The sequence below is a fragment of the Mucilaginibacter arboris genome, assembly GCF_009754915.1.
In the GTDB taxonomy this organism is placed as follows: Bacteria; Bacteroidota; Bacteroidia; order Sphingobacteriales; family Sphingobacteriaceae; genus Mucilaginibacter_A; species Mucilaginibacter_A arboris.
On sequence record NZ_WPIK01000003.1, the window covers coordinates 250754 to 271975 of the forward strand.

Below are 21222 nucleotides of genomic sequence, written 5' to 3' on the forward strand. Positions count from 1 at the left end.
ATAAAATGAATACCAGCAGAAATAGTTTGATTTGAAGAAAAGAGATATTAAAATATGCTAACTACTTAGCCGGACTTTAGCCAAATCAGGTAATGAGAGGGGCGTACCGAGCCGCGGTAAATGCCTTTGGCTTTTATCTTTGCGCCCCGTCTGCGCTCTATCGTTTCATCTATGCCAAACACCAAAGGCCCATCTGGCCTGCAGAAATTTTTAGCCAGCAGGCCAAGCAAGATTCGGGATGCTTTCGGGCCGCCCCACTTTGTCCTGCTTAAAAAGCGGTGGTACTTATGAAAAGCTTTCTCTGTTCCTAAGCCGCAAAAGCGCAATGCTGTACAAATAGTCCTGGGGCCCGGTTGCCAAAAGGGCACCTGGCAAAAGCGTTTGCAACAAGATAAAAGTCCGCTTGGTAAAAACAGAACGAAATGATATTATTGTATTTGGCCCTCGGCCCGTAGTGCTGCCATGTTTTAAAAGTTTAACCACTCCTTAAACACAAGGGGCCACTTTCGGTTGAAGGGGGCCCCCTCTTTTTTGGCTAAAGTCCAGCTAAGTTTATTTTTTTTGTAAACAACAAAAAGGAGATCTAAAAAATAAAATTAATCTTAAAGTATCTATCACAACATTTATTTAAAAGCTGTATAAGTACCGTTCTGTTATTTCGTAAATCAACCCTCGCATCTCAGGCTCCACTCCCCGCACCTCTCAAATATAAACCGTTCCGAATTTCTGCTTCACATCAGCAACTACCTTTTTTACATTTTGCTCCTGGTCTCTAGGGCAGATGAGCAGAGTGTTATTGGCTTCGACAACGATATAATCGTTCAAGCCCTGAATGATCACTAATTTTTCATCCGGCACATTGACCATACAATTAGTTGAATTATACAGAATTACTTTTTCGGATGGGATTGCTGCATTTCCTTCATTGTCTTTTTCTGCCAGTTGATAAATAGAAGCCCAGGTGCCTAAATCAGACCAGCCAAACTCTGATGGGATTACATAAACATTATCAGCTTTTTCCATAATACCATAATCAATTGAGATGTTGGTACATTGTTGGTAAACCTGAGAAACATAAGCTTTTTCAGCATCCGTATTATAAACAGCATTAGCTTCATCAAAAATCTCGTGCATCTCCGGCAAATATTGTTCAAAAGCTTTAGTAATAGCTTTGGCCGTCCAAACAAAAATCCCTGCGTTCCATAAAAAATCACCACTTTGAATAAAGGTAGTGGCAATATCAAGGGTAGGTTTTTCGGTAAAGGTTTTTACCTTATAAAAAGAGCTGTCGATAGCTTCTTCAGTATATTGAATATAGCCATAACCAGTGTCTGGCCGTGAAGGTTTAATGCCTAAAGTAATCAGGCTTTGGTGCCTTTCTGCAGTTACTAACGCCTGGTTAATCGTATTTACAAAGCCTGCTTCATCCAAAATTAAATGGTCTGAAGGCGCAACGGTAATTACCGCATCAGCATCAGCATTTAAAATTTTAAAACAGCCATAAGCTATACATGGTGCCGTGTTGCGCATAACAGGTTCGCCTAAAATCTGGCTGTATTCCATGTCTGGCAATTGCGTTTTTACCAGATCAATATAAATATCGTTGGTAACTACATAAATATTTTCTTTCGGACAGATTTTTAAAAAGCGGTCGTAAGTACTCTGGATCAAAGTTTTTCCGGTACCTAAAATATCTATAAATTGTTTGGGATAAGAAGTCCTGCTGATGGGCCAAAAACGGCTTCCAATGCCACCGGCCATAATAATGGCATAATAATTCTTATTCATAGAAGTTAAATATTGCAGATAAATTTTGATGTGAAGATGTGAAAAAATATTAATAACAATGTATTTATTCAATAGCCTTGCTGCTGATTCAGCAAAATTTATCATCATTTTACGGTATAAGTTTAAAAAGGGTACTGGTTTTATTGAGCAAAAAAGTTAAATTCGCATACGATTTTTCTTTCAATTAATTCGTTTTAAATTGAAAGTTAATAACTCAATAATTTTTAGGAGATAATGACAGAGACAAAACAATCGCTTTTTGATAATTTACAGAACTTTTTTGGTTTCAATAATTTCAAAGGCGATCAGGAAATAATTATAGAAAACATTTTGGCAGACAAAGATACATTTGTTATTATGCCAACAGGCGGCGGCAAATCTATGTGTTACCAGTTGCCCGCTTTAATGAGTGAAGGAACAGCCATCGTAATTTCTCCTTTAATTGCGCTGATGAAAAACCAGGTTGACCAGTTGCGTTCCTTCGGCGGATCGGATAGTATTGCGCATTTCCTCAATTCATCCTTAAACAAAACAGAAATTGCAAGGGTAAAAGAAGATGTAATTACAGGCAAAACCAAACTGCTTTATGTTGCACCGGAATCTTTAACCAAACTGGAAAATATAGAATTTTTGCAACTGGTTAAATTATCATTTGTTGCGGTTGATGAAGCACATTGTATTTCTGAATGGGGACACGATTTTCGTCCGGAATACCGAAAAATCCGTCAGGTTATTAGCAATATCGGCGAAAATATTCCAATTATCGCTTTAACAGCAACCGCTACGCCGAAAGTACAGCAGGATATCCAGAAGAACCTGCAAATGAACAATGCTTTGCTGTATAAATCTTCTTTCAACCGTACCAATTTATATTATGAAGTCCGCGCTAAGCGAAACGTGATCAAAGAGATTGTGCGTTTTGTAAAGCAGCATCAGGGCAAATCTGGCATTATCTATTGCCTCAGCCGTAAAAAAGTAGAAGAAGTTGCAGAAGCTTTAAACTTAAACGGTATCAAAGCTTTACCTTATCACGCTGGTTTAGACCCTAAAGTCCGTGCAGACACACAGGATAAATTCCTGATGGAAGATGTGGATGTAATTGTTGCTACCATTGCCTTCGGGATGGGAATTGATAAACCGGATGTTCGTTACGTAATCCATCACGATGTGCCTAAAAGCATGGAAGGTTATTACCAGGAAACCGGACGTGCCGGACGTGATGGCGGCGAAGGCATTTGTTTGTCTTTTTATTCTGAAAAGGATATTGATAAACTGCAAAAGTTTATGAAAGATAAACCGGTTGCCGAGCGCGAAATTGGTACGCAGATTTTAAAAGAAGTAATTGATTATGCAGAATCTGCTGTTTGTCGCCGCAAACAAATCCTGCATTATTTTGGCGAGAACTTTGACGCAAAAGACTGCCACAACATGTGCGATAATTGTCGGGCACAAAAAGAATTTTTTAGTGTAGAAGGGCCCTTAATTAAAGCTTTAAAATTAGTGCAGCAGTTAGGCGAAAAGTTTGACGATCAACATATCATCAGCGTTTTAATGGGTGTTGATGATCCGCAGATACATAATTACGAACATCATTTGCTGCCGGAGTTTGGCTTAGGGAAAGAAGATGGCGAGAACCTTTGGAAATCTCTGATGCGCCAGGCTTTGCTTAATAATTACCTGGCAAAAGATATTGATTATTACGGATTATTACGCTTAACAGATAAGGGTAAAGAATATATTGAAAACCCTTACGAATTAAAATGGGTTTTAAACCGGCCAATGGGCGCAACAGATGATGATGCAGAAGATGAAGCGCCGCAAGGTTCTGGTGTTTTAGACACGCAACTTTTGCAAATGCTAAAAGACCTGCGTAAAAAAATCGCGAAGCAAAAAAACCTGCCGCCGTTTGTGATTTTCCAGGATCCTTCCTTAGAAGAAATGTGCACGCATTATCCAATCACTTTGGATGAGATGAAACAGATTTCGGGCGTTGGTTCCGGAAAAGCCATGAAATTTGGTACTGCTTTTACCGAGCTGATTAAGAAATATGTAGAGGAAAACGACATCGACCGGCCGATTGATCTGGTGATTAAATCTGCTGCCAATAAATCTGCTATTAAAGTTTCCATCATTCAAAATATTGACCGGCAAATCGCTTTAGAAGATATTGCTTCTTCCAAAGGTTTATCTTATGAAGATATTTTGCGCGAAATAGAATCTATCGTAAACTCTGGTACGAAGTTAAATTTGAGTTATTATATTGATGATTTAATTGATGAAGACCGGCAGGAAGAAGTTTTCGGTTACTTCCGCACAGCCGAAGCTGATTCTATCGAAGATGCTTTAAAAGAATTGGGTTCTGATGATTATACACATGAAGAATTGCAGTTGATGCGCATTAAATTTATGTCGGAATTAGGAAATTAATATCGATAAAAGAAGCATTGCATTTATGCTAATGCTTCTTTTATGCCTGTAAAATTCATATCAATTACTAAAATACAGCTTATTGTTTTTTAGGTGATAAAAGAAGTATCAGCTTAATCAGACACAACCTTAAATTCTGTCCGGCGGTTCCGCCTTCTGCCTTCTTCTGTGGTGTTTGATGCCATCGGTTGAGTAGCGCCGTAACCTTTAAAAGTTAACCTTGCTGCAGCAATTTTATTTGTAACTAAATATTGATAAACTGCTTTTGCCCGGTTTTCTGATAGTAGCTGGTTTGATTTTGCATCGCCAACATTATCTGTAAACCCTGAAATTTCAATAATAACTTTCGGATTTATACTTAAAAACACAATCAGTTTTTCCAGTTCCGATTTTGATTCCGGTTTTAAAGTAAACTTATTTGTATCAAAAAAAATATTTCTAAGCACCGACTTTTTGCCGGCTTCTATTCCCTGCAAGTCAACATCAATTAAAAATGGTTTTCCTGTTTTTTGATTGCTGAGTGAAAAATTCTCCGAATAAAACAAGTAGCCCGGACGGGAAATATTTAAACCATAATCTTTTCCAACATTTAGCGTAGCTAAAAACTGTCCTTGGTTTAGGGCATTTACATTTTTAAAGATGGTTTGGTTCGTTTTCAAATCTACAATTTGCACATCCGCATCAATTGGTTGTTTGGTTTTTGCATCTTTTACCGTGCCTTTTACATAAGTTACCATGTTTGGACGAAGCTTTTCAGGCAATTCAAAAGTATAAATATCATAACCGCCGGCACCTTTTAAATTATTGGACGAAAAAAAAGCATAAGCACCATTTGCCGTAAGCGTTAAACCGTTTTCATCTCCGCTGGAATTTATTGGATAACCTAAGTTTTCCGGCTTTTGCCATTTTCCGTCTGCACCTTTTCGGCTTAAAAACAAATCTTTACTGCCTAAACCCGGCCAGCCGTTGGAGGAAAAATAAAGTGTCTGGTCATCAGGATGAATAAAAGGCGATTGCTCATCACCAGGCGTATTAATGTTTGGGCCGAGGTTTTCCGGTTCGCTCCAACCTTTATCCGTAATCGTCGATTTCCAAATATCATATCCACCATAACCACCTTTTCTCAAACTTACAAAATATAAAGTCCTCCCATCCGCACTAATAGAAGGCTGCGATTCCCAGCCAGGCGTATTTATTGGCGGACCTAAATTAAAAGGTTTGTCCCAATCGGTACTGTTTTTATGGGATAAAAATATATCACATCGACCTAATCCATCAGGACGCATACAACCTGTAAAAAAAAGGTACTGGCCATCCTGCGTAAGCGATTGCGCACCTTCGTTATAATCTGGCGTATTAATATTTCTGCTTAATCCAGTTGCAGTTGTCCACTTTCCATTCAGCTTTTTGCTTTGATAAAAATCTTCATTATTGCCAATTTTACGGGTGAAAATCAAAGTGCTTTCATCCGCCGTAACATTAGGCAAATATTCATCCGCATTGGTATTGATGGAAGTTCCCAGATTTTCAGGTTTAAAAATAACCGGATGCTGTATAGCCTGTATGCTAAAATCACAATCTGCAATTAGCTTCTGTGCCGTTGCCCTGTCTTTCGCCATGATTTCATTAAAGCTGGTATATTTTTGTAAGGCTTCTTTTGCGTCTGCATATTTGCCTAACATGATATCAACGTTGCCTAAATTTAAATAAACAGCACGGTTAAAATTGGGGTTGAGGGCAATGGTTTTGAGATATTGGGCCCATGCTTCGGGGTACTGCTGCGTATAGAGATAAACTGCGCCCAATTGGTAATGCGCTTCTGTAAACTGATCGTCCGCAGCTATTGCCTGTTTAAGCAACTCGGCAGCCTTTTCGTATTGCTGATAATTTATACTTTCGTCAGCCAAAGCATAAAATTTTATAGCTTCTTTATTATTAGTCGAATATTGCCGCTGTGCAGAAGCACAAAAAGGAAGGGATAAAAGAAGCATCAACAGATATCGCATAATACAGGTTTATACGAACCAAGTTAGAAACTTATTAAGGAATGTTCAAATATTTATGTGTTTGCAGCGAAACTTCCCATTTCGGGTTTTGCATCACGTAATCTACAATCATCGGTGTAACAATTGCCGCTTTAGACCATTCTGGCTGCAAGTATAATTTGCAGTTTGGAGAAACCAAAGCAGCATGTTCTTCGGCCCATTTAAAATCCGACTGGTTAAAAACGATCACTTTCAGTTCATCAGCAACAGCTAAAACAGAAGGTGTTGGTGCTTTAAATTTCTTCGGAGAAAGACAAATCCAATCCCAAAAACCAGAGATTGGATAAGCGCCGGAAGTTTCAATAAAAGTTTTAATGCCGTTCCTTTTTAATTCGGCAGTCAGATAATCTAAATTGTAAATCAAAGGTTCGCCGCCGGTAATCACAACTGCTTTTGCCGGATGTTTTGCAGCATTTGCCACAATCGTATCTGCGGAAGTAAGCGGATGCCGGTCCGCATCCCAGCTTTCTTTTACATCGCACCAGGGGCAACCTACATCGCATCCACCTAAACGGATAAAATAAGCTGCTTTTCCGGTGTTAAACCCTTCGCCCTGAATGGTATAAAATTCTTCCATTAAAGGAAGCATTGTTCCGGTTGCCGGTATGGTTACTGTCATTTCCAAGCTGCAAATATAAACATTCTGCCTGCAACGGTTTTGGGCGAGAAAGTTTTCCGACATTCATTTTACTTAAATACCCATCAAAGTTGTATAATTACTTCCAAATTAGAAATTGGATGAAGAAACTTTACTTTTTGGTGCTGATGCTTCTTTTATCGGTAATTTCTTCGTGTGTGAACGTGGAGGAACGATACACTTTTTTAAAAGACGGCGCCTGTAAAATCGATTACCGTTTTAATATGGGCAAAGCAATTTCGGTACTTTCTAATTTGCTGCCAGATTCTGTTAAGCAAACGCCTTCATATCTTGTGGCAAAAGATACAGCCATTAATTTTTTGAGTGATCTTTCGGATAGCACACGCAGAAAGTTAAGCAGTGAACAGGTCAACTTAGCGCGCGCAACCATGCTTCACCTTAAAATAAACCTGAAAAACAACCTAATGCTGGCCACGTTGCAATATGAAGCCAAAAGTCCGAAAGAGGTCAAATATTTTTTAACCCATATTTCTAAACTCGCACAAAAACAGCAATTAGGCCAGCTGCTTAATAGTCCGCAAATGGTTTCGCCGGCAACCAGCAGGGGTATGGTTATCAGTCAGGATTATTTTAATTACGATATCAGCAGCAAACGGTTTTTCCGAAAGGTAGATACGGTTAAGTTCAGGAAATATTTTAAGCAGAATGAAGCCATGTTTAATATGGCAAAAGCAGCGCTGATTGATATGCCTTACAGCGTGGTGATGCATTTTCCGCGGCCAGTAAAAAAGACTGGAAACATCAGGGCAAAATTATCGGCAGATAAAAAACAACTTACTTTAAGCACCAACCTGGAAGAAATTTCCAAATCACCACAGATCATGAATTTAAAAGTGGAATACTGATGCTGGAATGGGTAAAGGTTTCTGAAAATATAGGGATAAAAGAAGCATTTATCAAAAAAGTAAAAGCCGGAAACCGTCATGTTTGTTTAGTTGGTTTTGAAGGAAAAATTTATGCAGTTTCGGCACAATGCCCACATGCAGGAGGCGAATTAGCCGAAGGCTGGTGCAAAGATGGACAAATTATTTGTCCGGTCCATCGTTACCAATATGATTTAAAAACCGGAAGGGGCGCCAAAGGACAAGGTGATTATATCGATACTTTTCCGGTAGAAGTACGGGAAGACGGAATTTATGTGCAGGTTAAAAAGCGATGGAATTTGTTTTAATCGATTGTCATCTCCGCAGGGAGAGATTTTCTTCAAAGCAGTTCAATGATGTATTTATAATTCGATGAAGATTTCTCCCGTTAGCCGAAACGACAGAAATGCTTCTTTTACCACCTCTTTTTAAGCATAAATTTCTTTTCGTGCCGATGCCAGCGTGTTTTTTAACAAACCAATAATCGTCATTAAACCAACTCCGCCCGGAACCGGCGTAATCCAGGAAGCTTTTGGCGCTACGTTTTCAAAATCGACATCGCCATACAATTTATAGCCTGATTTAGTTACGGTTGATATTTCCCGGTTCATTCCAACATCAATTACAATTACGCCATCTTTTACCATATCAGCCGTAATAAAATTCTTTTTACCGATGGCAACAATCAGAATATCAGCTTCCAAAGTATATTTCTTAATATCCGGTGTGCGGCTGTGGCAAATGGTAACGGTACAGTTTCCGGGATGTGCATTACGCGACATCAACACACTCATCGGCGAACCAACAATCGTGCTTCTGCCAACCACAACACAATGCATTCCTGTCGTTTCAACACCATATTCTTTCAGCAATAAAGTAATTCCATAAGGCGTAGCCGGAATAAAGGAAGGTAAATTGCGCAGCATTCTGCCCAGGTTTACCGGATGAAAACCATCTACATCCTTGCGGAAATCAATCAGATCAGTTACTTTATCAGGATTGATGTGTTTAGGTAAAGGCAATTGTACAATGATTCCGTCAATTGTATCATCAGAATTTAATTCAGCAACTTTCTCCAGTAATTCTTCTTCAGTTACATCATCTTCATACCGAAAAAGAGAAGATTTAAAGCCAACCTTTTCGCAGTTGCGCATTTTGCTGGCTACGTAAGTTTCGCTGCCGCCATCATGTCCAACTAAAACTGCTACCAAATGTGGTTTGCGGCCAATTTGTGTTAAAACCTCAGCAGCTTCCTGCGCGATTTCAATTTTTAGTTTTTCGGATACGTATTTACCGTCGAGGATTTGCATTGTTTAAGTTGTAAGTTATGAGTTGTACGTTGTAAGTTAGAGGTATAAGTTTTCAACTTAAAACCTGCAACTTACCACTTAAAACTCTTCTCAATCTAATTTCAGTACCGCCATAAACGCTGATTGCGGAATTTCCACATTACCAACCTGGCGCATTCGTTTTTTACCTTTTTTCTGTTTTTCCAGTAATTTACGTTTACGGGAAATATCACCGCCGTAACATTTTGCCGTTACATCTTTACGTAAAGCTTTTACGGTTTCGCGGGCGATAATTTTTGCACCGATAGAAGCCTGGACGATAATTTCAAACTGTTGGCGCGGAATCAGTTCTTTTAGTTTTTCGCAAATTTTCTTGCCAAAATCATAGGAATTACTTCTGTGGATTAAGGAAGAAAGCGCATCAACCGGCTCACCGTTTAAACGAATATCCAAACGAACTAAATCTGATTGACGATAACCAATTTGTGTATAATCAAAAGAAGCGTAACCTTTGGAAATCGTTTTGAGTTTATCGTAAAAATCAAACACAATTTCCCCCATTGGCATTTCAAAAATCAGTTCAACACGATCAGAAGTCAGGTAAGATTGGTTCACGATCGTTCCACGTTTTTGGATACAAAGCGACATCACCGGACCAACAAATTCTGATTTCGTAATGATATTAGCTTTGATATAAGGTTCTTCCACAAAATCCAGTTTACTTGGATCAGGCAAATCGGATGGATTGTGAACTTGCAATTCATCGCCTTTGGTAGTATAAGCTAAGTAAGAAACGTTAGGGACCGTGGTAATTACCGTCATGTCGAACTCGCGTTCCAAACGTTCCTGGATAATTTCCATGTGCAGCATCCCCAGGAAACCGCAACGGAAACCAAAACCCAAAGCCGCAGATGATTCCGGTTCAAAAACCAATGAAGCATCGTTCAGCTGCAATTTGGCCATGCTTTCGCGCAGCTCTTCGAAATCATCTGTATCAACCGGATAAATTCCAGCAAAAACCATCGGTTTTACTTCCTCAAAACCCTGGATCCCTGCAGTCGCGGGACGTTCGATCAAGGTAATGGTATCACCTACTTTAACTTCACGTGCTTCTTTTATGCCCGAAATAATGTAACCTACATCGCCGGTTTTTATAACATCTTTCGGAACCGGGCTTAACTTTAAAGTTCCCACTTCATCAGCAATATATTCTTTGCCGGTAGCCATAAACTTCACCTTGGTATTTTTCCTGATCTCGCCGTTCACCACCTTAAAATAAGCAATAATACCACGGAAGGAATTAAAAACAGAGTCGAAAATTAATGCTTGTAAAGGAGCATCCGGATCGCCAACAGGAGCCGGAATGCGTTTTACAATTGCTTCCAGAATTTCGTGCACACCCAAACCGGTTTTACCGGATGCAGCCAAAATATCGTCGCGTTTGCAACCAATCAGTTCCACAATCTGGTCTTTCACTTCTTCCGGCATTGCGCCCGGCAAATCCATTTTATTTAAAACCGGAATAATCTCCAAATCGTTTTCCAGTGCCAGATACAAGTTAGAAATGGTTTGTGCCTGAATCCCTTGTGAAGCGTCCACAATCAGCAAAGCGCCTTCGCAGGCAGCAATGGAACGGGAAACTTCGTACGAAAAATCAACGTGGCCGGGCGTATCGATCAGGTTTAAAACATAAGGTTGCCCGTCCAAAACATAATCCATCTGGATGGCGTGGCTTTTGATGGTGATCCCGCGTTCGCGCTCCAGATCCATATCGTCAAGCAATTGCGCCTGCGATTCGCGTTTGGTAACTGTGTTGGTATATTCGAGCAGACGATCGGCCAAAGTACTTTTACCATGATCAATATGTGCGATGATACAGAAATTGCGGATGTGCTTCATTTGAACCGCAAAAATAGCGTTTTAGAGGGATAATCTAAGGTTATTCTTTTGGATGATTTATAAACAACTTATAAATGATTTTACAGCATTTTAGCTAAGGAATTTTTGATAATGAATGTTGGTAACCGTGTTCACCTTATTTTGATGCTTCTTTTAGCATTAAAAAATTGTGGTTGAACTACAAACAATTATTAAATTTGATTTATGGAAACATTGATTGTTCGCCCTAAAAATCAAAAGCAATTAGCAGCTGTTGAAGCAGTTTTATAGGCTTTAAATGTAGCTTTTCAAAAAGAAGAAGAAAATGATTACAATCCCGTTTTTGTAGAAAAAATTAAAAGGTCTGAAAAAAACTTTGAAGAAGGCAAATATACTATTCTGAAAGTCGAAGACTTATGGAAGTAGCTTTCGATGAGATTGCTTTAGAAGACTTAAAAATTTTGGAGAAAATCAGGAAATCTGGTTGTTCAGAAGAAAATTCAAAAACTAATTTTAGCTATAAAAGAATCGCCTTATACAGGTATCGGCAAACCGGAAGCATTAAAATATTCTCTTAGCGGAAAATCGTCAAGGAGGATTGATGAAGAACATCGCATTATTTATATATAAAGTTGTTGAAAATGTACTCTATATCTATTCGTTAAGAGGGCATTATAAAATTTAAGGTTTTCCTGCTGATGATTTTAACAGTTAGATCATGAAAAATTTTACAGCAGCGTTTAAAGGGGAACTGGAAAGTATATTACACCAAAAATCAGGTGGTAAAAGCAGCATCCACGAAATTATAGAAGTTCCGGGCGGAAGCATTAATGAAGTTTACCGTTTGCAAACGGCTGCCGGTTTTTTCATTTTAAAGCTGAACAATGCCCAGCATTACCCGCAATTATTTGAACGCGAAGCAGCAGGTTTGGCAGCCATCCGCCAAACCCAAACAGTTGCCGTACCGGAAGTGATTGCAGCCGGGCATTTGGGTTACAACAGTTTTTTGCTGATGGAATACGTGGAAACAGGAAGTAAAACGCCTGCTGCCATGCAGAAATTAGGTTTGCAATTAGCGCAAATGCACCAAAATACTGCCCCTCATTTTGGTTTTGAAAAGGATAATTACATGGGTTCATTGCCGCAATCCAATCAAAAACATACAACCTGGAAATCGTTTTTTATAGAAGAGCGTTTAAAGCCGATGGTGAAACTGGCTTTTGATGCTTCTTTTATCGACCAAAAATTGGTGTCGGATTTTGAGAAACTGTATGAAAAGCTGGGCGAACTTTTTGAGGAAGAAAAGCCATCCTTAATCCATGGAGATTTATGGGGAGGAAATTATCTGATCAGCAGTGAAGGGAAACCATATTTAATTGATCCTGCCGTCAGTTTTGGTTTCCGGGAGTTTGATCTGGCCATGACGCATCTTTTTGGTGGTTTTAACACTGATTTTTATCAGGCATATCAGGAAGCGTTTCCTTTGCAGAAAGGCTGGCAGCAGCGTGTTGATTTATGGAATTTATATCCGCTGTTGCTGCATTTGAATTTATTTGGAACAGGATATTTAGGGCAGGTGAGGAGTGGGTTGAAGAATTTTATTTGAAATCAGTTTCAGTTAATCCAGCTTGTTTTAAAATTGAACGAAATGTTCCGATAAGCATTTCTTTTAGTTCTGCCGGAATGATAACGGTTAAAGTTGGTTCTCCAAATTTATGCAGCTTGATATATTAAACAAAATTTAAACCGGCTTATGATTTTTTAGTTTTATTTTGTTCGATTCCATAATTCTTTTGATGCTATCCAAACTTACATCTCTCCCGATAAATTTACCATCGCTATCGATTAAATAATTTGACGGGATACTTTTTATTACAAAGTTTCTGATGTTTTTAGAATCTTCCTGTTCCTTTAGTTCACTAATGTTGTACCAAGGTAACTGATCAATAGATGAGGCATGTTTCCACTTTTTGACATCTTCATCAATGGAAACGGATATAATTTCCAAGCCTTCTGCTTTGTATTTCTTGTATAACTGTTTAAGTTCTGGCACTTGTTCGCGGCAAGGGCCACAATAGGATGCCCAGAAGTCAATCAACGTTATTTTATTCTTCTTGTAATCTATATTTAAAGGATTTCCCTTTACATCTTTTCCATAAATATCAGGAGCTTTAGCTCCTACATATATTTTTTTAACAGACCCCAATAGTTCAGCTGCCTCATCATAATATTTTGATTTTTTTACTTCAGGGCTTAATTTATCTAATATACTTTGATATAAAGAGTGATTCTCAAACAAATCTGAAAGCTTACTCATTAAATAAGGCGTAACTAGTGTTTTTGGATTGTTTTTTATAAACTGCTGAATACTTGCACGGTAAGAAAGGGAAAGCTTGTCATCCATCATGATTATCGTATCATTGTAAGCATTATAAAGCTGACTTTGGTTGCTTGTAAGAGCCTTATCAGCCAGGGTTAAATACAGCTTCTTTTTATAAATTAAAGAGTCTCTTATATGGTTATTTAGTATGTTAAATTCGTTCAGCTTTTTTTGATTAAAAGATGTGGTGTGCAAATTGTACCTTTCATAAAATATTGATGAAGGACCATTTGCAATAAGCTTGTATCTGGCATTATTTTCAATGTATAAAGCGATAAAACTCATCCATCCTGTAAGATGATTTATTGCCACTGGGTAAGTACATTTAAAATCTAATGTATAAAATCCATTTTCGGGAACGGTTGAATGAAGTGTAAATTTATTGTCTTTGATAATAGTCGAATCGTAAACTACTGTAAAATTATTATTTATTACTCTTACCAAAGTTCCATTTGCACTATCCACAACACCAACAATTGTAACTGTTGCGCTTTTTTTACAGGATAATAAAGAAAGGATTAATGATAAGATGATTAATACAAGTGGTGTTTTCATGATAAAGAATCAATTATAATTTAATTTGCAAAAATCACTGGAGCGAATGCAATACTCATGCTTGTTTTGATTCTGAAATGTCTAACGATTCCGTAGATTCAACCGGTGTTAAATCAATGACTTCTTCATCCTCAAAATACAACTCCAACGCTTCCTGTAAATTGGCCAAAGCTTCTTCTTTCGATTCACCAAAGCTGGAAACTTCCACATTTAAACATTTGGCAACATAATATTTATCTTCTTTCCAGACTATATTTTCTAACCCAACTGTCTTCATTGTTTTTTATTTGAAAATAGGAATTATTATCTGCAATGAAAGCACATTTCAAATGATATTTCTTTGAACGATAAAAAATTATGTTTTAAATGAATGCTAAATTCTTATCATTGCTTTATGCAGCAAAACCCGCAACTTGAACTCGCCAATAACTTTGTACAGCATACCAACCGTAACATTTTTTTAACCGGGAAAGCCGGAACGGGTAAAACTACGTTCCTACATCAGTTGAAGAAAACATCGCACAAACGGATGGCAGTGGTTGCGCCAACAGGTGTAGCGGCTATAAATGCGGGCGGCGTTACCATTCATTCGCTGTTCCAGCTGCCGTTTGGTCCGTATATCCCTCAGCAGGAAAATACAGACAGAAATAGTCAGTATAAAAAGCAGTTTAACCGGGAAAAAATCAACCTGATTCGCAGTTTGGATTTATTGGTTATTGATGAGATCAGTATGGTGCGCGCCGATGTTTTGGATGCTATCGATGATGTTTTGCGCCGTTACCGCAACCGTTCCAAACCTTTTGGCGGCGTGCAGTTGCTGATGATTGGCGATCTGCACCAGCTTTCGCCCATTGCAAATAAGGAAGAATTGCAATTGCTTAAACCTTATTACGATACCTTGTATTTTTTTGCGAGTAAAGCCTTGCAGCAAACACCATTAGTCAACATCGAACTAAAACATATTTACCGGCAGGCCGATACTGCTTTTATCGGTCTTTTAAATGCAGTTCGCGAAAACCGGATCAGCAAGCAGATTTTAGAAGATTTAAACCGGCGTTTTGTCCCTCATTTTAAAACAAATGAAGCTGAAGGTTACATCACTTTAACCACGCACAACAACAGCGCGCAGCGTTTGAACGATCAAAAGTTAGCGGAAATAAAGGAAACCACATATCATTTTAAAGCGGTGGTTCAGGGTGATTTTCCGGAATATGCCTATCCAACTGTTGCTGATCTGGAATTGAAAGTTGGCGCACAGGTAATGTTTGTGAAGAACGACAGTTCGCGCGATAAGCTTTTTTATAACGGTAAAATCGGTAAAGTTGTGCGTATTGCGGATGAAGTGATTTATATAAAATGTGCAGGCGAACAAGATGAAATTGGCGTTGGACCGATGGTTTGGCAAAACATCAAATACGCTTTAAATACAGCAACAAAAGAAGTTCAGGAAAACGTGATCGGCAGTTTTACGCAGCATCCGCTCCGGCTGGCTTGGGCAATAACCATTCATAAAAGCCAGGGTTTAACGTTTGAAAAAGCCATTATTGATGCGGAAGACGCCTTTACGCACGGACAGGTTTACGTGGCTTTAAGCCGGTGCAAAACATTGGAGGGCATGGTTTTAAGTTCGCCGCTAAAAAGTAAAAGTGTTATTACCGACAGTACGATTGCTGCTTATACAAGTGAGAGCGAACGCAATGAACCCAATGAAAATATCCTGAACGAAGCCAAAAAAACTTTCCAGGAAACTTTGCTTCGCGAATTATTTGATTTCAACCTGATGAAATTCAAATATTTTTCGCTTCTGAAATCAGCAGAAGAAAACGATCAGGCTTTAGTAGGAAACTTTGCACAAACTTTACATGAAATTAAAGCCGCTGCCGAAAAAGAAATTTATGCAGTAGCGCAAAAATTTCAAACGGAATTAAACCAGTTATTACAGCAGCCTGAGCTGCCGGAAAACCATGAAGCGTTGCAGGAACGTGTAAAAAAAGCAAGTACTTATTTTGCTTCCAAATTAGAGCAAATGCTGTTTTTACCACTAAAAAAAATGGCGGTAGAAACGGATAATAAAGCTATCCGGAAAAGTGTTCAGGGCGCATTGACTGGTTTAAAACAGGAAGTAACCGTTAAACTTTACATAATCAAGCAAGCAGCAATAAATGGTTTTAATGCACTGGCTTATCTGCAAAATAAAGCAAACGCAGCTATTGATTTAAGTACGGCTGAGGATAAAACCAGTGCTTCATCACAAAACCAAACAGCAGCAGCGGTTGTAAATGTAGATCATCCTGAATTATTTACCACACTTCGTAACTGGCGGAACCAGGTGGCGGATGAAAAGAATATACCGCCTTTCCATATTTTTTCGCAAAAAGTATTAACCGAAATGGTTACGCTTCTGCCATCTACCTTAGCAGAACTGGAAAGCATAAAAGGGATGGGGCCAGTTAAAGTAAAGCAATACGGCGAGGAGATTTTAAAGCTGATTAACGCTTATAGTGAAGAGAAGCAAATACAAAGGCAGCGCATTGATTTGAATGTTCCGAAGGAAAACGTAACATCAGAAACCAAACAAGTTTCTTTCGGTTTATTTCGGGCAGGAAAAACTATTGCTGAAATTGCTGCAGAACGCAACCTGACAGCAGGTACAATTGAAGGACATTTATTACATTTTGTTGCTTTAGGAGAACTGGAAATTTCACAGGTTTTTTCGCAGGATGTGGTAGCGCAGATCAGCAATTACCTCAGCAAAAACCAGCCGGAAAGTTTAACGGAAGCGAAAAATGCGCTGGGCGATGCAGTTTCTTACAACGCGCTACGCGCTGTACTTAAACACTTAAACTATCAGTACCCGCAGCGGGCAGACGGGTAAAAAAGGTTAATTCTCGCCCGGCATCAAATAATCCAGCTCGGTTAAATCTTTTACACAACCAAAACCAATTACATCGGCAACCACTTTGCCATCGGTCACTTCAACGGCACGTTTTAATTTATCGGCCCCAAATTTTTGCTGAATGGCATACATCGTTTTTCGCGCGGTTTCGCCCCGGTTTACATCTTCAAAAAGGCTGTACATCATTTTTCCTGTGTTTACAAAATCGGTTACCATGATCCGCAAACCGCTTATTTTATCGTTAAAAACAGGTGCAGCCTGGGTTTTTTCTTCAAACTGCATAATTCTTTTTTTGATCATCCGCATCAAACTGATTGCATCCTGGATTGGAATGCTGATCGAAAAGCCATCGTCCCAGCGGCTGTCATCGGTATATTTCACCGTAAAACCAATATTCTTACAATAAAAATGGTGATGCACCATGCGTTTTTCCAAGGTAGTGCAAAGTGTTAAAAACAATTGCTCAATGTATTCAGGATTGCTTCTTTTATCGGCAGAAATTTGTCGCATGGCCTGCATGCCTTTGTAATCTGTTACCGACATGCCGGTTTCGATAAAGTTGAGTTTATAATGCCAGTAAACGCCTTCAATACTTTTAAAAACTGCTTTCAACCTTTCTGGTGCGGTGTAGCGCATTTGCAGCGGCGTTGTAATTCCGGCACGTTCTAAACGGTAAGCCATATTTTTGCCGATGCCGGGCAGGTCGGAGAGTTTAAGCGAGGCCAGTTTATCATCGATATTTTGGGTGGTGATGATTTGCAAACCATCAAAACCGCCCATATCAGAACCTAATTTAGCCAGAAAAGCGTTCGGCGCAATGCCAATAGAACAGGTTAGCCAGTCGCCAACTTCCCGTTTAATATCTTCCTTAATTTTTTTGGCGATAAAAACAGCATCAGGGTAAACCATTTTGTAATTGGTGAGGTTAACGATGGCTTCATCAATACTTTTCGGAATTACTTCCGGACAATATCGTTTTAAGATATTGATAATTTTGGTATGATACTGCCGGTAACGCGGCGGATTGCTTTCCAGCGGGATCAGTTCCGGACAAAGTTTCATCGCTTCATTTAAACGCATTCCCGTTTTTACGCCCATTCTTTTCGCTTCTACAGAAAGGGCAATGGCAAAACCGTATTGGCCGGTATAAACGCAAACGGCAACTGGCCTGCCGCGTAGCCAGTAATTGTCCTGCTGTTCACATCGCGCAAAAAAGCTGTTCATATCTACAAACAATACGCGCGGTTCGGTTTGTACTTTGATGGAGTTCTGGTTCACAATAACAAAAATACTAATAATTTTAGTAAAAATAATTAATGTGGAAAAATTTATAGTAAAAGAAGTACTGGCGCCATGCTTCTTTTATCAAGGAAGTTGTTTAAACTTTTTTTCTGGCCGATGCTTCTTTTATCACCTAAAAAATCACTAAAGACCTATAAGGTTTTCAAAATTTTTTTCCATTTATTTTATTGGCGATGCTTCTTTTATCACCTAAAAATCAGAATATCCATTTGCTTTTTGTACAGGCAGTAAGTGATGAACAAAGATTTTATAGTGATAAAAGAAGCATCAGGATTTTTTCCCGGGACCAATTTAAACAGGAAATATTAACGGTTTCTTTTAAGGCAGGTTGAAACCTCGCTGCCGCAACTTTGTTCTGGATAAAAACGGTATTTATGTCATCTGTCAAAATCATCAAACGCGAAAATCTTGCTCCTCAAAGCAAATACAGGTTAGAAAATATTACGTACGAAACGTCTGGAAGAGACGGAAAGCCACAGGAAAACCAATGCGAAATTTATCACCGTCCATCTGGCGCAGTTTTGTTATTGTTTGATCCGACAAGGAAAAAGTTATTGCTAACCAAGCAATTACGTATTCCAACTTATTTTAACGGAAATGAGTCTGGCGATTTGATCGAAGTTTGTGCAGGAATTACAGATGAAGGCGAAACGGTGGAAGAAGGCGCTATCCGCGAAGCAAAAGAGGAATTGGGCTACGAGTTGAAAGGAATAACAAAAGTGGCAGAAGTATATCTTTCGCCCGGTGGCGATGTTGAATTAGCACATTTTTTTATTGCAGAATATCATCCGGATATGAAAGTTGGAAAAGGCGGCGGTTTGGAAGAAGAAGGCGAAGATGTAACAGCGATAGAAATGGACTATGCCGAAGCCCGGCAAAAGTTACAGCAAGGCGAATTTCGTGACGCTAAAACCCTGATTTTATTACAACATTTTTTTATGAATAATCCTGATTTTGCCGGATATTGATTTTCTGTCATGCCGAAAAAATTCAGCATGACAACGCGCACTACCGTTCAAAATAAGCAGCGTACTTTGCCGGAATTTCCTTAATGTTTTGTATTTGTATATCTTTATAAAACAACTCCGCAGCTTCACTTTGCAATTGGATTTTGCCATGCGTTAATGGTTTACGCTGATTGTCCTCTTTATAACTCGAATTGGTAAGCGCCATTACCACATGTCCGTTTACAATATGTAAGCTTTTGCCGCCAAAGCTAATCAATTCCAATTCGTTCCATTCGCCTTTCGGGCTTTCATAATTACCGCTGGCCATAATAAAATTTTTGCCGCTGCCGGTCGTAATCATTTCGCCTTTTGGGTTGAATTTAAGGGAATCTTTTTTGGGAGAATAATTAACACGGACATCGGCCTGCGAATTGGCAATGCACCAGTAATCGCCCATCGAATTGCCTTTTTCGTGTTCCGAAACCTGGAACTCCTGGCTCAGCATCCACGAATGCCAGTAATCTACTCCGGCCGGCCCTTGAGAATTGTATAAAATCCCGGAATCCATCGGTTCATTTAATCTTGGGACCCATTTTTTGTTTCCCCATTTTACTTTCAGCTTCAAATCGTAGTTTTCAAAATCCTGTTTGGTATAAATACAACCGTAAATTTCGCCGGTAATATGCAAAACCGGTTCGCCATTTTGCATTTCTACTGAAAATACTCTTGCTTCGTTTTTATTATAACCAATTGGCGGAACAGGTTTGCCGTTCGCATCCAGCAAAACTTCGCCTTTGTAACCCACTTTGTGACGGTAACTCTGGTAAATTTCCCATTTCGACAGGTTTTTATCCAGCAGGTCCGTCCATTCTTTTTGTGTTTGGAAGGACGTTGTTAGCAGGAGGAGGAACACGCTGGCAGATAGCAGTTTCAGGATTGGTTTCATTTGGTTTAGGTTGAAAGTAACAGAGGTTTACCTTTGGTTTATGTACTGGGTTCTATCGCACTAAACTAAAACTATTTTAATAGAAATTTGAAAAAAATTGATGGTTAGGCGCTTATTTTTCTATGCTAAAAGAAGCATCATAATGATGAAGTGCGGACATGCTCAATACTTATATCTTTGCTTAGCAAAGTTAAATTTGATCGGATTAGATTTGATAGTATGAAAGATATACAAAACAGGGAAGATATAATGCTTTTGGTCAATAGTTTTTATACCAAAGCAATAGCTGATCCTTTGATCGGACATTTTTTTACAGAAACCAATTTTTCGTTAGAAGGGCATATTCCAATAATGGTTTCATTTTGGGAAACGGTTTTGCTCGGAGGAAAATCTTATCATGGAAACCCAATGATTAAGCATTTTAAGCTGAATGATAATTACCCGATGCAAAAACAGCATTTTGAAAGATGGTTAATCCTTTGGAAAGAAACTATTTATGAAAACTTTAGTGGAGAAAATGCCGACGAAGCGTTGTTCCGCGGAAAATCTATTGCCCAGATCATAGACTATAAAGTAAACGGAGAACGCGTTCTTTAACAAGATTTTATGCCGATAAAAGAAGCATTGTAAAGTTTTAAAAATTTCTTCTACAGAAAATCCGGAAGGATCTTTGGATAGTTATCCTCTTTAATTATACTTCTTTTATAAAATAACACAAAAACCACTTAAAAAGCAGCAACACCAATTGTGCCCCATAATTTCGCCTTGCTATTTTAATAGGGTACCAGTGGGAAAAGTTGAACCTGCCGTTAAATATTTTAGCGACTAATAAGAATTTCTATCTAACCTGATGTTGCAAAGCAAAAGATAAAAAGCTGCCATCAATAGCCAAAGCAAAAGCCAAAACCAGGGCAGGTGTAAACCCTTTAATTTCAAAGCCGGAAAATATTGCGTCTGCTATTTTAACTACAATTGCGGTAACAAATAACCGGATCACAAAAGAGAGTAATCCAAGCGTAAGCAGGTTTAAGGGAAAGCGGATAACAGCGCCGATGGTTGCATTGAGCAAACCAATTACCAACGCAACCAAAATAGCGGTCCCGAAATTGCGGATGATAATGGTTGGCAAAAAATGAGAAAGCAACAGGATGATGCCCGCGTTTACAAATAATTCGATAATAAAGTGCATTGAAATTTTTTTTAGAATTTATAGTTAAGCAATGGTTAAAGCTAAAAATTTCTAGCATA

General features: G+C 38.7%; 20 protein-coding genes and 1 pseudogene. 10 read left to right on the top strand and 11 right to left on the bottom strand.

Going from position 1 to position 21222, the window contains the following annotated elements:
* Window positions 1-65: 65 nt before the first annotated feature.
* Both GO621_RS04365 and GO621_RS04370 read right to left on the bottom strand, forming a co-directional pair.
* Entirely contained in the window at window positions 66-368 is a 303-nt protein-coding gene (locus GO621_RS04365) for a transposase (RefSeq protein WP_198170129.1), read from the bottom strand.
* A gap of 334 nt (window positions 369-702) precedes the next feature.
* Complete coding sequence (locus tag GO621_RS04370) at window positions 703-1788, bottom strand: mannose-1-phosphate guanylyltransferase (protein WP_157564541.1); 1086 nt, start codon at window positions 1786-1788, stop codon at window positions 703-705.
* A 234-nt stretch (window positions 1789-2022) separates the two neighbouring features.
* Here GO621_RS04370 and recQ point away from each other — a divergent pair, with 234 nt between their 5' ends.
* Window positions 2023-4215 (top strand): DNA helicase RecQ, encoded by a 2193-nt coding sequence (gene recQ, locus GO621_RS04375; protein WP_157564543.1) that lies wholly within the window; start codon window positions 2023-2025, stop codon window positions 4213-4215.
* Window positions 4216-4328: 113 nt separating this feature from the next.
* Here recQ and GO621_RS04380 read toward each other — a convergent pair whose 3' ends face one another.
* Together GO621_RS04380 and GO621_RS04385 are read right to left on the bottom strand one after the other, a co-directional pair.
* On the bottom strand, window positions 4329-6221 hold the full coding sequence (locus GO621_RS04380; RefSeq protein WP_157564545.1) for an OmpA family protein: 1893 nt from the start codon (window positions 6219-6221) through the stop codon (window positions 4329-4331).
* Between the two features lie 34 nt (window positions 6222-6255).
* The gene (locus GO621_RS04385) at window positions 6256-6879 is read right to left on the bottom strand and encodes a 7-carboxy-7-deazaguanine synthase QueE (RefSeq protein ID WP_157564648.1); all 624 of its coding nucleotides are present in this window, start codon (window positions 6877-6879) and stop codon (window positions 6256-6258) included.
* Between the two features lie 119 nt (window positions 6880-6998).
* Between GO621_RS04385 and GO621_RS04390 the strand changes: the two genes are divergently transcribed.
* Window positions 6999-7763: a hypothetical protein gene (locus GO621_RS04390; RefSeq protein ID WP_157564547.1), complete on the top strand. Its 765-nt coding sequence runs from the start codon at window positions 6999-7001 to the stop codon at window positions 7761-7763.
* On the top strand, window positions 7763-8089 hold the full coding sequence (locus GO621_RS04395; protein ID WP_157564549.1) for a Rieske (2Fe-2S) protein: 327 nt from the start codon (window positions 7763-7765) through the stop codon (window positions 8087-8089). Before GO621_RS04390 ends, GO621_RS04395 begins: the two co-directional genes overlap by 1 nt.
* 120 nt (window positions 8090-8209) lie before the next feature.
* On the opposite strand, the gene GO621_RS04400 is transcribed toward GO621_RS04395, so the two are convergent.
* Entirely contained in the window at window positions 8210-9091 is an 882-nt protein-coding gene (locus GO621_RS04400; RefSeq protein WP_157564551.1) for a bifunctional 5,10-methylenetetrahydrofolate dehydrogenase/5,10-methenyltetrahydrofolate cyclohydrolase, read from the bottom strand.
* A 90-nt stretch (window positions 9092-9181) separates the two neighbouring features.
* Window positions 9182-10969 carry a translation elongation factor 4 gene (lepA, locus tag GO621_RS04405; RefSeq protein ID WP_157564553.1) on the bottom strand — a complete coding sequence of 596 codons (1788 nt, stop codon included), beginning with the start codon at window positions 10967-10969 and terminating at the stop codon, window positions 9182-9184.
* 330 nt (window positions 10970-11299) lie between these two features.
* Between lepA and GO621_RS19365 the strand changes: the two are divergent.
* From GO621_RS19365 to GO621_RS04415, 3 genes and pseudogenes are all read left to right on the top strand, one after another.
* A pseudogene (locus GO621_RS19365) lies at window positions 11300-11374 on the top strand (hypothetical protein); the annotation flags it as partial.
* An 84-nt stretch (window positions 11375-11458) separates the two neighbouring features.
* Window positions 11459-11578, top strand: coding sequence for a type II toxin-antitoxin system YoeB family toxin (locus GO621_RS18995; protein ID WP_317163389.1), 120 nt, complete (start codon window positions 11459-11461; stop codon window positions 11576-11578).
* 88 nt (window positions 11579-11666) lie between these two features.
* A complete protein-coding gene (locus tag GO621_RS04415) occupies window positions 11667-12554 on the top strand; it encodes a fructosamine kinase family protein (protein WP_157564555.1) in 888 nt (295 codons plus the stop codon).
* Between the two features lie 135 nt (window positions 12555-12689).
* On the opposite strand, the gene GO621_RS04420 is transcribed toward GO621_RS04415, so the two are convergent.
* Both GO621_RS04420 and GO621_RS04425 read right to left on the bottom strand, forming a co-directional pair.
* Complete coding sequence (locus GO621_RS04420; protein WP_157564557.1) at window positions 12690-13883, bottom strand: TlpA disulfide reductase family protein; 1194 nt, start codon at window positions 13881-13883, stop codon at window positions 12690-12692.
* Window positions 13884-13938: 55 nt separating this feature from the next.
* The gene (locus GO621_RS04425; protein ID WP_157564559.1) at window positions 13939-14160 is read right to left on the bottom strand and encodes a type II toxin-antitoxin system HicB family antitoxin; all 222 of its coding nucleotides are present in this window, start codon (window positions 14158-14160) and stop codon (window positions 13939-13941) included.
* A gap of 93 nt (window positions 14161-14253) precedes the next feature.
* Between GO621_RS04425 and GO621_RS19270 the strand changes: the two genes are divergently transcribed.
* Complete coding sequence (locus GO621_RS19270) at window positions 14254-16758, top strand: HRDC domain-containing protein (RefSeq protein ID WP_317163385.1); 2505 nt, start codon at window positions 14254-14256, stop codon at window positions 16756-16758.
* Between the two features lie 6 nt (window positions 16759-16764).
* Here GO621_RS19270 and GO621_RS04435 read toward each other — a convergent pair whose 3' ends face one another.
* A complete protein-coding gene (locus tag GO621_RS04435) occupies window positions 16765-18057 on the bottom strand; it encodes a DNA polymerase Y family protein (protein WP_317163386.1) in 1293 nt (430 codons plus the stop codon).
* Window positions 18058-18254: 197 nt separating this feature from the next.
* Between GO621_RS04435 and GO621_RS04440 the strand changes: the two genes are divergently transcribed.
* Window positions 18255-18413: a hypothetical protein gene (locus GO621_RS04440; protein WP_157564560.1), complete on the top strand. Its 159-nt coding sequence runs from the start codon at window positions 18255-18257 to the stop codon at window positions 18411-18413.
* A gap of 42 nt (window positions 18414-18455) precedes the next feature.
* Window positions 18456-19049, top strand: coding sequence for an NUDIX domain-containing protein (locus GO621_RS04445; protein WP_157564562.1), 594 nt, complete (start codon window positions 18456-18458; stop codon window positions 19047-19049).
* Window positions 19050-19089: 40 nt separating this feature from the next.
* On the opposite strand, the gene GO621_RS04450 is transcribed toward GO621_RS04445, so the two are convergent.
* Window positions 19090-19974 carry a 3-keto-disaccharide hydrolase gene (locus GO621_RS04450; RefSeq protein ID WP_157564563.1) on the bottom strand — a complete coding sequence of 295 codons (885 nt, stop codon included), beginning with the start codon at window positions 19972-19974 and terminating at the stop codon, window positions 19090-19092.
* A gap of 219 nt (window positions 19975-20193) precedes the next feature.
* Between GO621_RS04450 and GO621_RS04455 the strand changes: the two genes are divergently transcribed.
* A complete protein-coding gene (locus GO621_RS04455; RefSeq protein WP_157564565.1) occupies window positions 20194-20571 on the top strand; it encodes a group III truncated hemoglobin in 378 nt (125 codons plus the stop codon).
* 241 nt (window positions 20572-20812) lie between these two features.
* On the opposite strand, the gene GO621_RS04460 is transcribed toward GO621_RS04455, so the two are convergent.
* Entirely contained in the window at window positions 20813-21163 is a 351-nt protein-coding gene (locus GO621_RS04460; protein WP_157564566.1) for a phage holin family protein, read from the bottom strand.
* Between the last annotated feature and the right edge of the window lie 59 nt (window positions 21164-21222).

Bases quoted from the DNA above. Each gene is read 5' to 3' on its own strand.
- GO621_RS04370 (WP_157564541.1), bottom strand. From the start codon at position 1,788: ATGAATAAGAATTATTATGCCATTATTATGGCCGGTGGCATTGGAAGC.
- recQ (WP_157564543.1), top strand. From the start codon at position 2,023: ATGACAGAGACAAAACAATCGCTTTTTGATAATTTACAGAACTTTTTT.
- GO621_RS04380 (WP_157564545.1), bottom strand. From the start codon at position 6,221: ATGCGATATCTGTTGATGCTTCTTTTATCCCTTCCTTTTTGTGCTTCT.
- GO621_RS04385 (WP_157564648.1), bottom strand. From the start codon at position 6,879: ATGACAGTAACCATACCGGCAACCGGAACAATGCTTCCTTTAATGGAA.
- GO621_RS04390 (WP_157564547.1), top strand. From the start codon at position 6,999: ATGAAGAAACTTTACTTTTTGGTGCTGATGCTTCTTTTATCGGTAATT.
- GO621_RS04395 (WP_157564549.1), top strand. From the start codon at position 7,763: ATGCTGGAATGGGTAAAGGTTTCTGAAAATATAGGGATAAAAGAAGCA.
- GO621_RS04400 (WP_157564551.1), bottom strand. From the start codon at position 9,091: ATGCAAATCCTCGACGGTAAATACGTATCCGAAAAACTAAAAATTGAA.
- lepA (WP_157564553.1), bottom strand. From the start codon at position 10,969: ATGAAGCACATCCGCAATTTCTGTATCATCGCACATATTGATCATGGT.
- GO621_RS04415 (WP_157564555.1), top strand. From the start codon at position 11,667: ATGAAAAATTTTACAGCAGCGTTTAAAGGGGAACTGGAAAGTATATTA.
- GO621_RS04420 (WP_157564557.1), bottom strand. From the start codon at position 13,883: ATGAAAACACCACTTGTATTAATCATCTTATCATTAATCCTTTCTTTA.
- GO621_RS04425 (WP_157564559.1), bottom strand. From the start codon at position 14,160: ATGAAGACAGTTGGGTTAGAAAATATAGTCTGGAAAGAAGATAAATAT.
- GO621_RS19270 (WP_317163385.1), top strand. From the start codon at position 14,254: ATGCTAAATTCTTATCATTGCTTTATGCAGCAAAACCCGCAACTTGAA.
- GO621_RS04440 (WP_157564560.1), top strand. From the start codon at position 18,255: ATGCTTCTTTTATCACCTAAAAATCAGAATATCCATTTGCTTTTTGTA.
- GO621_RS04445 (WP_157564562.1), top strand. From the start codon at position 18,456: ATGTCATCTGTCAAAATCATCAAACGCGAAAATCTTGCTCCTCAAAGC.
- GO621_RS04450 (WP_157564563.1), bottom strand. From the start codon at position 19,974: ATGAAACCAATCCTGAAACTGCTATCTGCCAGCGTGTTCCTCCTCCTG.
- GO621_RS04455 (WP_157564565.1), top strand. From the start codon at position 20,194: ATGAAAGATATACAAAACAGGGAAGATATAATGCTTTTGGTCAATAGT.
- GO621_RS04460 (WP_157564566.1), bottom strand. From the start codon at position 21,163: ATGCACTTTATTATCGAATTATTTGTAAACGCGGGCATCATCCTGTTG.